The sequence below is a fragment of the Streptomyces sp. NPDC002619 genome (assembly GCF_042889305.1).
Taxonomy (GTDB): Bacteria; Actinomycetota; Actinomycetes; order Streptomycetales; family Streptomycetaceae; genus Streptomyces.
Map to the genome: position 1 here is coordinate 22,098 of NZ_JBIAQV010000062.1, position 12,670 is coordinate 34,767.

Below are 12,670 nucleotides of genomic sequence, written 5' to 3' on the forward strand. Positions count from 1 at the left end.
GGTGTCGAACAGGTGTGTCCAGGCTTGCTGGCAGGGTCAGTTGTGCGGCAGGTGCAGGGTGATGCGACGGGCGGAGCGGGCGATCCGGGCGGGAACGTGGATCAGGTGAGTGCGGAGAGTGGCGGTGGTGGCCTTGGCGTGGAAGGCGGAGGTCAGTGCGCCGGTGGCCCTCAGCAGGTTGTAGGCCATCGCCCACATGGTGATCCAGCCGGCGTTGGCGTTGAAGTGTGAGGAGGGCAGGTGGGCCAGGGCGGAGGCTTTGCTGTCGGCGATGACCTGCTCGACGACGGGGGGCACCGACGAAACTCCCGCGCGGCGCCCACGAGTTCGCTGCGAGGCGGCGCAGCTCTGCGCCGTCAAGGCCCCGTAGTCCTAGCTCGGACACCAGGGAGCAAGTAACCCGTCGGTAGCTTTCAGTGGGTCAGATCTCCCGTTTCTCGTCGTCGTGCGCCTCATTGGGCTGAACGAGCGAATCCCGGGGTGGGGCGACGAAATGGGGGTTGAGGAACATCCGAACGAAATCAGGCGCTAAGGATCAGTCGGCCCTGGTGGGTAGCTGACGGAGCGTCGGCGGGCGGACCCGTCTGAAGCCTTCCCACAGATAACACCCCAATATCCGCGGTAGCTTGATCCGTCACCTGCGGTGACGTCCTCCGGCCGCTACGCAAAGCGGCCCTGTTATCTGCGGCAAGGGGGAAGAGGTGCCCACCGTCGTGCAGCTGCCGACCGTGAAGGCGTTGACCGTGCGGGCGGCGGCCGACGTGTTCCTCGACTCGCTCGGCAACCCGAACACGGTCCGGAACTACGGGATTGGGGTAGGCAAGACCGCCGAACGAGTCGGCGAGGTCCGGCCGCTGGCATCGGTCGCGGACGACGAGATCGGCGAGGCTCTGGAACTGCTCTGGGCCACCGCGGCGGTGAACACGTGGAACTCCCGCCGGGCGGGGGTGCTGTCCTGGCTCGGCTGGTGCCGGGAGCGCGGTTACGAGGGGCCGACGGTCCCGGCCTGGGCGAAGCGGCTGGCTGTGCCGGACTCCGAGACCCCGGCCCGCTCGAAGATGGCGATCGACCGGCTGATCGCGCGGCGCGAGGTGCACCTGCGGGAGAAGACGCTGTGGCGGATGCTGTATGAGACAGCCGGGCGGGCGGAGGAAATCCTCGGCGTCAACATCGAGGATCTGGACTTCGCCGGGCGCCGTTGCCCGGTCAAGGCGAAGGGCGCCCGGACCAAAGCCCGCCGCCGGGGCCAGGCTCGCGAGGACTACGTGCTGGAGCCCGTGTACTGGGATGCCGGTACCGCTCGGCTGCTGCCCCGTCTGCTGAAAGGCCGCACCCGCGGGCCGGTGTTCGTCACCCACCGCCGCCCGGGGCCGGGCAAGGTCGTCAGCCCCCGCGACGTGTGTTCGGACACCGGCCTGGCTCGTCTCTCCTACGGGCAGGCCCGCGCCCTGCTCGACGAGCACACGGCCCTGCGCGGACCGGGCACGGGCTGGGACCTGCACGAGTACCGCCACTCCGCCCTGACCCACCTCGGCGAACATGGCGCCTCGCTGTTGATGCTGATGGCGAAGTCCCGCCACAAGAAGCCGGAGAACGTCCGCCGCTACTTCAAGCCGTCCCCCGAGGCGATCGCCGAGCTCACGAGCCTGCTCGCGCCCGGCGGCAGCAACCGCTGAGCCGCGTTCCTTGATCCTTCTCGGTGGCAACGGCGGAGGCGGACAGAAGCGTCGCAGCGGCGAGGCTGCCCCAGAGGGCAGCCGAGCCGTGGGAGGCGAGAGCGGTGATGACCGCCGGGGAGACGGCGAGGCCGAAGCCCGTGGAGAGCTGGAAGCGGGCGAGGGCGCGTCCCAGGACATAGGCCGGGGCGAGGGCGGTGACGAGCGCGGTGGCGCTGCCGGCATAGATGATCTCGCCGATGGTGCAGACCACGGACACCGTGGCGACGGCCGGGGCACTCCAGCCGTGTCCCAGTGAGGTGGCCGCGAGGAAGCCGAGGTAGGACGCGGCGAGTACCACGCCGGCAAGAGCCAGCACGGCCCGCCGGGAGAAGCGGGACATCAGGACGGTGACCGGAACCTGCAGGGTGACCACCAGCACCGTGTTCGCCACGAAGATGGCTGCCGACCACACCGGGGATGCGTGCAACTGTGTCACCAGGACCAGAGGCAGCGCGATTTCGGGGACGTTGAGGCAGAATACGTAGACCACGTTGGCGGCCAGCAGCACGCGCATCCGAGGGGCGGGCCCGTCGGCCCTGTCCTTGGCCGAAATTGCGGCCGGATGCGTGTGCAGGTGAACCGACCATGCCAAAGCTGCCGCAGCGAGATAGGCGAGCCCGGTGACGGCTGCCAGCGCCTGCAATGCGGTGGTGCCGCCCGCCAGACATGCGGTGGCGAGGAGGGCACCCGCGCCCAGGCCGGCGTTGCGCAGGGCGCGGCCTCCCGCGAGAGCGGCGTCGCGTTCGCGGCCGTGGGCGACCGTGGCCACGAGAGCTGCATGGGCGGCCGGCCATGCCTGGTTGCCGATGCCGAGGAAGAGTGCCGCCGTCGCGAACAGCCAGACGTGCCCCTCCGGGGCGACCAGCAGCAGCGCCACGCCCACCACCCGCACCAGCATCGACGCCGCCACGACCGTGCTGCGTGCGCCCCGGTCCAGCCATCGGCCCACCGCGGGCATGCACACCAGACCCACGACGACGCTGGCCGTCATGGCGATGCCGGTGGCCGACGCGGACAGCCTCAGCACCGTCACCCCGTAGAGCAGCAGAAAGGGCCGCAGCAAGCCGGTGCCGAGCGCGTCCACGGCCAGGGCGACGGCATAGCGGGGGCCTCCGGAGGCACGGACGAGGGCGCGCGGCTGGAGCTTGGTGGTGGTTGCCATGGCGTCAACGGTGCGTTCGGCCGCCGGGCCGACTATGCCGGTTGACGGACACCGTCAATCGACGCGGTCGTCGGCCATCCGACCAGCGAGAATGAGAGGATGACGTTGAGGATCGACATCGGCGGCCTGCCGTCCGGGCGACTGCGGTTCGCTGCCTCCCCGCTGGCCGAGCTGACCGCGATGCTGCACGTGCTGGCCGAACCCGCGCATCACCCGCAGCTCGCTGGCTGGGCCGGGGACGTCTGGGCTGGGCTGCGGCCGGAGCTGGCCGAGCGGCTCAGGGAGGCAGAGTTCCTCTGGCGTTCCTCACGAGCCGACTTCCTGGTCCCCGCTCGTCCCCGGCCGACCCTCACCGAGGAACTGGACGATGTAGACCGGATCGACGATGAAACCTATGTGACCGCCGCGCTCATCACCACGTGCGGCAGCAACCGGGTCCACTTCGCTGCGCCGTCACCGCTCGCCGACGCGACGGCGCGCGAGCGGGCCCTGGACCTCGCCCAGGCCCGCGGCGCGCTCCAAGAGGCCTTCGCGGAACGGCTGCTCGCGGACCCCACAGCCGTGCGGGCGCGGGTGCGTCACACCCTCGAACAGTGCGCCGAGGCCTTCTTCGACGCCGCCTGGACGGGCGTCGCCGTGCAACTCGCCACCGACCTGCGCCTGAAGAACGACCTGCTGAAGCGCCAGGGCATCGGGGCGGCACTCGCGTCAATCTCCAGCGCCGTCACCCTGGCGCCGGACGGCAACGGCATCATCGTGGACAAGCTGCAGGACAATGCGACCGCCGCCCACGGCACCGGGGTCACCTTCCTCCCCAGCGTCTTCGGTCGCCCGCACCTGGTGGTGGTCCACGCGCCCGGGTGGCAACCGGTGGTGCAGTACCCCGTTGCCGAGCCGAGTCCACCGGAGCCGGTATCGCTGGAAACGGTCACGCTACGGCTGGAGGCACTCGCGCATCCGGTACGGCTGCGGCTGCTGCGCACCCTGGCCCGCGGCCCGCACACCACCGGTGAGCTGGCCCACGCCTGGGAACTTTCACCCCCGGAAGTTTCCCGCCACCTCGCTGTCCTACGCCGCGCGGGCCTGCTCACGGCCCGGCGGCAGGGCCGCTACGTCCGCTACACCGTCAATCTGCCCGATCTGACGGCGCTGGGGGCCGACCTGCTGGCGGCCGTACTGCGCTGAGTAGTTTCGGTCTGCCAGAACGCGGCCGACCGCCGCCTTCGCAACATCGTCCGACTCGGCAGGCCGCCGAGCAGTATCGGCGCGACCGCCTGCTGCCCTCGGGCAGCAGGGCAGCGTACTGGCTGCACCGCCGGACGTTCCTCCTGGCCATACCCCCAGGGGGCATCCTGTCCGGCCGTGCGGGCCAGGGCGTGTCACTCCTCGTCGATCGCGTCCTTGTCGCGAAGCGGACGCAGACCACCGGGCCCGTTGAGGCATCACTCGAAGGTGTCCAGATAAGGAGATGTACGGCATCTTCCGGCTGGAGATGGACAAACGGCTCGACCTGGCACCGGCCGCCTCCGTACCGAGCCAGTGCCGTCCCGCGCCCGGTGATGTGGCTTCTTTGGGCTCCGGCACCTGATGGCGCTCGGGTCGACACCGATTCGCCTACTTCCGCCCGCTTTCGAAGGCGTCGCCTCCTCGGCAGGTAGGCCGAGGAGGCGACGGGGGAGGGGAGCGAGGCCGCGGGCTGCCTAGATCGTGGCGAGGAACGCCTTGACCGCGGCGGCGAGCGCGTCCGGGGCGGTGGTGGGGATGAGGTGGTCGGCATCGAGTTCGACCGGCGCAGTGCCGGGGCGGTGCTCGACCATGGCCCGGATCTGCTCGGCCGGGATGATGCCCTTGGTGCCATGGATCAGCAGGGTCGGGCAGTCGGTGGCCGTCCAGTCCTCCCAGTGGTCGCCGTGAACGAGGTCTTCGGACCGGTACATGTCCTGGGGGTGGAAGGGCAGCCGCCAGGTGCCGTCCGCGTTCTCCCGCAGTCGGCTGGCGAAGTAGGGCGCGGCTGGGCCCAGGCCTGCGAGCAGCGCCTCACAGCTGGGTGCCTGGTAGGGCTGGTTGAGCAGGAAGGCGAAGGGGTTGGGCCCTTTCAGGCCGAGGGACGCGGCGCCCTCGACGTTGACCAGCGCGGTGACGCGCTCGGGGTGGCGGGCGGCGAACTGGTAGGCGTTGATGGCGCCGAGGGAGTGGCCGAGCAGCACGACGCGGTCCAGCCCCAGGTGGTCCAGGAGGGCCTCGATGTCGGCGAGGTAGCCCTCCCGCGAGTAGTCGGCGGCACGGTCGGACTCCCCGTGGCCGCGCTGGTCCGGGGCTATCAACCGCCAGTCGGCGCCCAGCACCTGGGCGAGGGGGGCGAAGGAGGCGCCCTCGGACAGGTGTCCGTGCAGCGCGACGATCGGGCGGCCGATCCCGCCGAAATCGAGGTAGGACAGCTGGCGGCCGTCGATGACGAGTTCGGCACGTGTCGCGGCGGTATTCGCGGCAGTGGTGTTCATGGTGGCTCCCCCTTGTCGGTGGCGATGGAAAGACCGTAGCGAGGATTTAGGCAAACGCACAAGACGCTTGCCTAATACGTTCGTATAAGGCGTTCGCCTTGTGCGAGCGCGTCACCTTTGAGTAGCCTCCGACCATGGGAAATCGCGAAGACCTGCTCGCCGGAGCCCGCCGCTGCCTGGAGGAGAAGGGCTGGGCACGCACCACCGTCCGCGACATCACCGCCGCCTCGGGCGGCGTCAGCATGGCCGCCATCGGCTACCACTTCGGCTCCCGCGAGGCGCTGCTCAACGCCGCACTCATCGACGCCATCGACGAATGGGGCACCCGGCTCGGCCGCGCCCTGGCCGACTTCGGCACGGAGGGCGCCACGCCCGCGGAGCGCTACGAGGCGATGTGGGACCGGATCATCAAGTCCCTTCCCATGCACCGCGCCCTATGGCTCGCCTCGATCGAGGCGCTCACCCAGGCCGAGCACTCCGAGGACCTGCGCCGCTACCTCGCCGGGGGCCAGGCTCAGGGGCGGCGGGGCCTGGCGGCCGTCCTCGACGGAGTCGAGGAGGACGCGGTCGGCGACGACACGGCGCGCACGCTGGGCGCCGTCCAGATGGCCCTGCTCTCCGGCCTGATGACGCAATGGCTCACCGACCCCGACCAGGCCCCCACCGGCGCCGACATCGTTGCTGGTCTGCGCGCGTTGGCTCATATTGTCGGACCCGATCACCCCTGATGCCCCCCCACGCGCACATGAATCAAGCTCGGCAGTGTCGGGAAACGAACATCTGCCGACACTCGGGCCCGTGATCACGAACCCGCAGGTGGACAGTGTCGGCAACTCGCGTCGGAAATCAACGTCGGAGAACGGTCCTTCGAGGTAGTTTCCGACAATGCTCATCGGCTACTGCCGCACATCGACGGCCGACCAGAACCCCGATCATCAGATCGACGCACTACTCCGCCACGGCGTCGACCGCGACAACATCCACGTCGACGTCGCCAGCGGCGCGAAGGCGTCCCGCCCGAAGCTCGACCTCGTCATGCAGCTGCTCCGCGAGGGCGACACGCTGAAGGTGACCCGGCTCGGCCGGCTCTCCCGCTCCGTGCTGCACCTGGTCACCCTCGGCGCCGAGCTGCGCGAGCGCGGCATCGGCCTGCACGTCATCGAGCAGGGCATCGACACTGCCACCATGGAGGGGCGGGCGATGTTCGGGATGCTGTCCGTACTGGCGGAGCTCCAGCGCGAACTGATCGTGGCGAACACGAACGACGGGCTCGCCTCCGCGCGGGCCCGGGGGCGGGTCGGCGGGCGCCGGCCGAAGCTCACCGAGGACCAGGCCGCGCTCGCCCAACGGCTCTACGACGAGCGGGAGAAGACCGTCCAGCAGATCGCCGACATGTTCGGCGTCCCGCGGTCCACGGTGTACGGGCACCTCGACAAGACCAAGACCGTGCCCCGCCAGCCCAAGAAGACCACGGTCACGAAGCCCTGACCGCTACTTTGCGACTGGGGTCAGAGATAGGAGTCCGGGGCCGCCAGGGCTGCCACCTGCACTACGACCGCGACCACCACGCCCGCACCCGGGCCGAAGCCCGTCACACCGCACTCGAATCCTCCGGGCAGCTGACGTTCGAGCTGTAGCGGCTACCTCACCGGGACGACGTCCGTAGCCCTTCGATCCCAAGGTGTCGGTGACCAGCAGGACAGCGAAGGCCGCCAGGTCGGAAGCCCCTTGGTTTTGAAGGCACCAAGCCTGTTCGCCAAAGTTGGGCCGGAACCCCGCCACCTTCACGTGGACAGGACAGGGGCCGAAGAAGACCACCGCCACAAAGCCCTGAAAGCTACCGGCGTGTTACTTGTTCCCTGGTGTCCGAGCTAGGACTGCGGGGCCGTCAACTGCCGCGTACGGCGGGAAACGATCTCCAATAGCGTGGGAAACGATCACCGAGCGAGGGTGAATCTCCCTTGGTCACGGAGTTTCGTCGGTGCACCGACGGCGTGATGGCGGTGTTCCCGATCGGCCTGGAGCGTCTCAGCGGGGTTGTCGGTGAAGAACGGGTGGTAGCCCCAGACGGGGAACAACTCGCCCTGCTCGCTCACGACGGCGGGTTTGGCCAGGTCGCGGACCCGGCGCACGATCAGCCGGGCGGTGACCCGCTCGCTCTTCTTGCGGCCGGCGAAGGCGGTGTGGGCGGGTATCTCGGCGACTGCGGCGTCCGAGATGAGCTCACCGGTTTCGGGGTCGGGCACGGGGGTGGGGTACGTGATCTGCTGCCATGCCTGGTCGGGGATGCCGTGCATGGCGCGTTTGATGGAGGGTTCATCCCGGTGGTGATGGAGAAGTGGGCACCTGACCGGCGGCAGGCGGCGATGACACCGGCGTTGTAGAACTGTGAGTCCGCCGACGCGGACCGCGAACAGGCCAACCAGGTCGACGACTACATGCAGGCCGTCCTCAACGACCCTCCCTTCGCCAACGTCGAAACCACGTGGGACTTCTACCTCGTCGTCTGCTCGATCAAAGACAGGCTGATGCCGCAGCTCCGTCAGAAGCCGTATCTCAACCGATCATGGAACGTGCGGGTCGAACAGGTTTCCCGCCGGGGTGCTCTTCCCGTTGTGCGCGTATGAAGACAGGGCCTCTCGGTAGCTCGGGGATGCGAATCGAACCGAGCAATGCCGGGAGGCCCTGGTGTCGTTGTTGTACGCGTCCGAGCCCGTCCAGTTCAACTCGGCTGCACCATCGTGTGATTGCCTCGCGCACGTGTACGGCAACGCGGCCGACCATCCCCACTGGGTACGCCGGTATCCGTCGGACATGACGGACGCCGAGTGGACGGCCATCCGGCCGTTGCTGCCGGTGCCGGCCTGGCTTCAGGGGCGGGGCGGACAGCCCGAAGGCTACTGCCACCGCCAGATGCTGGATGCGATCCGCTATCTGGTCGCGGGCGGGATCTCCTGGCGGGCGATGCCCGCGGACTTCCCCGCCTGGGGCCGGGTCTACGCCTTCTTCCGCCGCTGGCGCGAGCACGGGCTGATCGCCGAGTTCCACGACCGGCTGCGCGGAAAGGTCCGGGAGCGCGAAGGCCGTGAGGCCGAGCCCACTGCGGGGGTCATCGACGCGCAGTCGGTGCGGGCAGCGGCTTCGGTGCCGGCCGCCTCACGCGGCTACGACGGAGGGAAGCAGGTGCCAGGCCGCAAGCGGCCCATCGTGACCGACACACTCGGTCTGCTCCTGGTCGTCGCGGTCACCGCCGCGAACATCGGTGACCGGGACGCCGCCGTGGGCCTGCTGGCCCGGCTGCGCGCCCTGCACCGCGACATTGTCCTGGTGTGGGCCGACGGCGGCTACACCGGCGGCCTGGTCGAGTGGTGCCGCCGAAGACTCGCGCTGACCCTGGAAATCGTCAAACGCACCGATGATATGGAGGGGTTCGTGGTGCTCCCGAGGCGGTGGGTGGTAGAACGCACGTTCGCATGGTTGCTCAACTCCCGCCGTCTGGCCCGGGACTACGGGACACGACCGGAGAACAGCGAGGCGATGATCCGGTGGTCGATGGTCACACGGATGAGCCGGCGTCTGGCACGGCCACGGGCCGCCGACCGGTGCTGAATGCCCCCGACGCCTCCTGCAGGAGCCACCCGCGCTCTGCCAGGCGCCTGGCCTTCGAGCGCACCCCCTCGACCTTCGCCGGCGTCGTCTCAAGCCCCAGCTGAACCGCGATCTCCCTGGCCTTCAGCGGTCCTTGGCCCGCCGGGGACCGCTCCTCCACCACACCCAGAATCCGCTGGTAGTCCGGCGCCAGCACCGTCACCGGCAGCCCGTCCCGCCAGAAAGGCACCGTCGAGCCCGGCACCGGTGCGAGCGAGGGCGCTGTTTCCTGCTCAGCCCCGGCCCCGGCCCCGGCCCCGGCCCCGGCCCCGGCCCCGGCCCCGGCCCCGGCCCCGGCCCCGGCCTCGGGCAGGGGCGCGGCACTTGCGGTCGGCGGCGAGGTGGACCTTGCTGGTCTGCCCGCCCCTGGAGCGTCCGAGGAGAGCGGCCTTCAGCCGGAATTTTCGGCGGCGCCGGATGCGGCGTCGTTCCTCCCGCTCGGGATCGGTTTCGGCGTCCTGCCCGTTTGGTTCTTCGAGGCCGCCCCCTTTGACCTGGCCTTCTCCTCCTCGGCGGCAGCCTTCTCCAGTGCGGTGATGACGTCCTCGCCCAGGTGCATCCCGGCAGCGTCGTGATGGGCCCGGGCAGTGGTGGAGTCGACGCTGACCAGGGACAGGTCCACCTCACCCCGCTTCGCGGCTTCTGCGATCAGGCCCTCCAACAGGGCCGCGAAGACGCCTGCGTCACGCCACTGCCGGAAGCGGTTGTGGACGGTCGACCAGGCACCGAACTCCTGCGGCATCTCCCGCCACTGCCCGCCGGTCCTGAACCGCCAGATCACGCCCCCGAACTGCTACCACAGCCGCTCGGGGTAGGGGCCGTACGCGCCGATCGGCAGGTACGGCTCGATGAACTCCCAGTCCGGGTCCATCAGTTGCACTCGCGTCACGCAAGACGGTCTACCGGATCGGGCCCCGCCACGAAGGCACATCCCGCAAATTGATCACGACTCAATACACGCCCTAGCAGCCCGACGTCGTGTTCATGGACACCGCATGCCCCGACGGGACGGGGTGGAGGCGACCCGCCGCATCCTGGAGACCCCCTCGGCCACCCGGGTGATCGTCCTGACCACCTTCGACCTGGACGAACACGTCCTGGATGCCCTCCGCGCGGGGGCCAGCGGCTTCCTGGTCAAGGACGGCCCGGCGGACTCCCTCGTCGAGGCGATCCGCACGGTCGCCTTGGGTGAAGCGGTCATCTCACCAAGGGTGACCCGCAGGCTCCTCGAGCGGTTCGCCGCGCTCCCCGAACCGCTACCCGCCCCACCAAGCCTGGACGCACTCACGGAACGGGAAACGGACGTGCTCCGGGCCCTGTCCCGCGGATTGTCCAACGCGAGATCGCCGCCGAACTTTTCGTCAGCGAGGCCACCGTGAAGACCCATGTCGCCCACATCCTCGACAAGTACCACCTGCGCGACCGCGTACAGGCCGTCATCCTCGCCTACGACAAGGGACTTGCCCTGCCTTCCACCCCCACCCGCCCGTAAGGCACACCGGTCGGGGAGGAGGCGCCCACCCAGTCATCCAGACGAATGACCTCCCCCCTCGCCACCTCGAACGATGCCGCGGACGCGGTCAAACGCAGGCTTGACGCAGTCACTCGACTGATGCCCGCGGACGCGGTTAAGCGCAGGCTGGAAGCGGTCAACGGCCGTGTCCCCGCTGGCCGTAGCAAGCGCCGCGTCCGGTAGGCGGCTAAGAATCTCTTGAGGAAATACTTGATGACCACGACCACGCTCGACCGTCCTGCCCTCTCCCCGACGATCTCCTGGCCGTGCCCGCCTCACCTGCGCATCACCCTCCTCACGGGGCCCGACCGCGGCATGCTCGTCCGTCTGAGCGGCGAACTGGACATCGCCACCGGCCCCGCGATCAAGAGCGCACTCGACTTCTGCCTCAGCCTCGACCACAGCCACGGCGTGATCCTCGACGCGGCCGACCTCACCTTCATCGACGCGGCCGGTCTGAGTCCCCTGGTCGAGGCCCACACGCTCAGCCAACGACGCGGCCAGTGGCTGAGAATCGCACCGATGAGCGCCGCGCTGCGCCGGGTTCTGACCCTGACCCGGCACAGCCACCGACTCCTCGACTGCACGGCAGCCGGCCAGGGCGACACCCACCGGATTCTGCCCGGCACATCGCTGCCGAAGCGATGATCCGCACCATCACGGCCCACGGCTGCGCGCCGCCACCAACCCTTCGCGCCGTGCTGTTTCGGCCTGGGCGCCCCGGCCCGCCCGGCCGACTTTCACCGGACGGGTCCGCCCGCCGACGAATCCCGCAACGGCAAACGTACAAACGGCGCGCCCAAGGGGGCCGTGCACACCGAACCAACGACGCCCGCCCGGCTCTCTGCGCGGCAGCGGCAGGAGGAAACCGCACCGTCGAGCAGGCGATGCACAGCTGAAGAATGTCCGGCGTGGCCGCAACCTAGGAGCGTGTCCCAGTAACCAGCAACCTGCGGGGTGCTCGTGATCATGCGGGTTGATCCGGTATGCGTGATGGGGGATGGGCTGTTCGAGGTCGGGCCGGTCGAGAGGAAGCAGCCACGGGGTCGTGCGGCGGCGGTGGACAAGCGGTTTCGGGCGTTCGACCCGCACCAGGTCCTGCTGCTGCCGCCGTCGCTGGAGGACTGGCTGCCCGAAGGGCACCTGGCCCGGTTCGTCGGCGATCTGGTCGACGAGGCGCTCGACCTCTCGCCGATCCTGGCCGACTACACCGAGAAGCGCGGTTACCCGCCCTACGGCCCGCGGCTGATGGTGCGCCTGCTCATCTACGGCTACACCACCGGAGTCCGCTCGTCCCGGGCGATCCAGCGCCATTGCGTGGACGACGTCGCCTTCCGGTTCCTGACCGCCGGCCAAGCCCCGGACTTCCGCTCGATCGCCCGGTTCCGCCGCCGCACCTCGACGCGCTCGCCGACCTGTTCCTGCAGTCTCTGCGCCTCGCCCAGAAGCTCGGCATGGTCACGATGGGCCGAGTCGCCCTGGACGGCACGAAACTGGAGGCCAACGCCTCCAAACACAAAGCGATGAGCTACAGGCGCCCCGTCGAAAAGGAGGAGCGCGTCGAGGCGGAGATCGCCGAGCTGGAGTCCAGGGCCCGAGCCTTGCTGGCCGACGCCGAGCACGTCGATGCCGCTGAAGACGCCAGGTTCGGCGTGGATGGCAAGGCCACGTCGACCTGATCGAGATGCACCGTGACCAGCGGATGTACGAGTGGTCCGTCACGGCCCGGCCACCGCTCCAAAAGCCCGGTGCGAGCTGTGATCCGACGACAGATGCGCGATTCAGGTCCGCCAGATGATGTGCGGCAGGTTTGCCGCCGACGAAACGTCCGGTTATGCCGAGAGGAGTGTGTTGTCGGGCGTCTGGTGGCGGGCGGTGTGGGCGCCTCGGTATCCCCTCAGTGATGACTGCTGCGTGAGGCAGCTCACACTCCTCCCCATGCGGGCATATGAAGTACACCAATGCGTCATACGGCGCATGCCTGAAGGCTGCTCGCCGTCGCACGATTCTTGTTCGTGAACACGAGATTGATGCTCGCGCGGTGACCGAGCCGGTGGGATCGCGGCCGGTAGCCGATCTGGTGGGGCGCAGGGCCGAGTGGGAACTGGTCAAGTCACTGCTCGAGGGG

The 12,670-nt window shown here is 69.3% G+C and carries 12 protein-coding genes and 3 pseudogenes; 10 read left to right on the top strand and 5 right to left on the bottom strand.

Annotated elements, in window-relative coordinates; genetic code table 11:
• Window positions 1-36: 36 nt before the first annotated feature.
• Window positions 37-297, bottom strand: a complete 261-nt coding sequence (locus ACFYXB_RS41230; RefSeq protein WP_389590270.1) for a transposase — start codon at window positions 295-297, stop codon at window positions 37-39.
• Window positions 298-701: 404 nt separating this feature from the next.
• Here ACFYXB_RS41230 and ACFYXB_RS41235 point away from each other — a divergent pair, with 404 nt between their 5' ends.
• On the top strand, window positions 702-1,676 hold the full coding sequence (locus tag ACFYXB_RS41235; RefSeq protein ID WP_389590271.1) for a tyrosine-type recombinase/integrase: 975 nt from the start codon (window positions 702-704) through the stop codon (window positions 1,674-1,676).
• Here the strand turns inward: ACFYXB_RS41235 and ACFYXB_RS41240 are convergent.
• Window positions 1,639-2,880, bottom strand: a complete 1,242-nt coding sequence (locus tag ACFYXB_RS41240) for an MFS transporter (RefSeq protein ID WP_389590272.1) — start codon at window positions 2,878-2,880, stop codon at window positions 1,639-1,641. The two genes, ACFYXB_RS41235 and ACFYXB_RS41240, sit on opposite strands and share 38 nt — an antisense overlap.
• A 99-nt stretch (window positions 2,881-2,979) precedes the next feature.
• On the opposite strand from ACFYXB_RS41240, the gene ACFYXB_RS41245 reads away from it, so the two are divergent.
• Window positions 2,980-4,065 (top strand): DUF5937 family protein, encoded by a 1,086-nt coding sequence (locus ACFYXB_RS41245; protein ID WP_389590274.1) that lies wholly within the window; start codon window positions 2,980-2,982, stop codon window positions 4,063-4,065.
• Between the two features lie 515 nt (window positions 4,066-4,580).
• On the opposite strand, the gene ACFYXB_RS41250 is transcribed toward ACFYXB_RS41245, so the two are convergent.
• Window positions 4,581-5,381 carry an alpha/beta fold hydrolase gene (locus tag ACFYXB_RS41250; protein ID WP_389590275.1) on the bottom strand — a complete coding sequence of 267 codons (801 nt, stop codon included), beginning with the start codon at window positions 5,379-5,381 and terminating at the stop codon, window positions 4,581-4,583.
• A gap of 134 nt (window positions 5,382-5,515) precedes the next feature.
• Between ACFYXB_RS41250 and ACFYXB_RS41255 the strand changes: the two genes are divergently transcribed.
• Both ACFYXB_RS41255 and ACFYXB_RS41260 read left to right on the top strand, forming a co-directional pair.
• Window positions 5,516-6,109, top strand: coding sequence for a TetR/AcrR family transcriptional regulator (locus ACFYXB_RS41255; RefSeq protein WP_389590276.1), 594 nt, complete (start codon window positions 5,516-5,518; stop codon window positions 6,107-6,109).
• A gap of 157 nt (window positions 6,110-6,266) precedes the next feature.
• Entirely contained in the window at window positions 6,267-6,869 is a 603-nt protein-coding gene (locus ACFYXB_RS41260; protein ID WP_389590278.1) for a recombinase family protein, read from the top strand.
• 449 nt (window positions 6,870-7,318) lie between these two features.
• On the opposite strand, the gene ACFYXB_RS41265 is transcribed toward ACFYXB_RS41260, so the two are convergent.
• Window positions 7,319-7,678, bottom strand: a complete 360-nt coding sequence (locus tag ACFYXB_RS41265; RefSeq protein ID WP_389590279.1) for a hypothetical protein — start codon at window positions 7,676-7,678, stop codon at window positions 7,319-7,321.
• Between the two features lie 141 nt (window positions 7,679-7,819).
• Here ACFYXB_RS41265 and ACFYXB_RS41270 point away from each other — a divergent pair, with 141 nt between their 5' ends.
• Window positions 7,820-8,008, top strand: a complete 189-nt coding sequence (locus ACFYXB_RS41270) for a hypothetical protein (RefSeq protein ID WP_389590280.1) — start codon at window positions 7,820-7,822, stop codon at window positions 8,006-8,008.
• Between the two features lie 187 nt (window positions 8,009-8,195).
• Window positions 8,196-8,990, top strand: a complete 795-nt coding sequence (locus tag ACFYXB_RS41275) for an IS5 family transposase (RefSeq protein ID WP_389590282.1) — start codon at window positions 8,196-8,198, stop codon at window positions 8,988-8,990.
• Between the two features lie 356 nt (window positions 8,991-9,346).
• On the opposite strand, the pseudogene ACFYXB_RS41280 reads toward ACFYXB_RS41275, so the two are convergent.
• A pseudogene (locus ACFYXB_RS41280) lies at window positions 9,347-9,918 on the bottom strand (transposase); the annotation flags it as partial.
• 77 nt (window positions 9,919-9,995) lie between these two features.
• On the opposite strand from ACFYXB_RS41280, the pseudogene ACFYXB_RS41285 reads away from it, so the two are divergent.
• The 4 genes and pseudogenes from ACFYXB_RS41285 to ACFYXB_RS41300 all read left to right on the top strand — a co-directional run.
• A pseudogene (locus ACFYXB_RS41285) lies at window positions 9,996-10,521 on the top strand (LuxR C-terminal-related transcriptional regulator); the annotation flags it as partial.
• 234 nt (window positions 10,522-10,755) lie between these two features.
• Entirely contained in the window at window positions 10,756-11,190 is a 435-nt protein-coding gene (locus ACFYXB_RS41290; RefSeq protein WP_389590283.1) for an STAS domain-containing protein, read from the top strand.
• 357 nt (window positions 11,191-11,547) lie between these two features.
• Window positions 11,548-12,212, top strand: a pseudogene (locus tag ACFYXB_RS41295) (transposase); the annotation flags it as partial.
• A gap of 278 nt (window positions 12,213-12,490) precedes the next feature.
• Window positions 12,491-12,670, top strand: a 180-nt coding sequence (locus ACFYXB_RS41300; RefSeq protein WP_389590284.1) for a hypothetical protein, incomplete at its 3' end; no start/stop codon positions are given.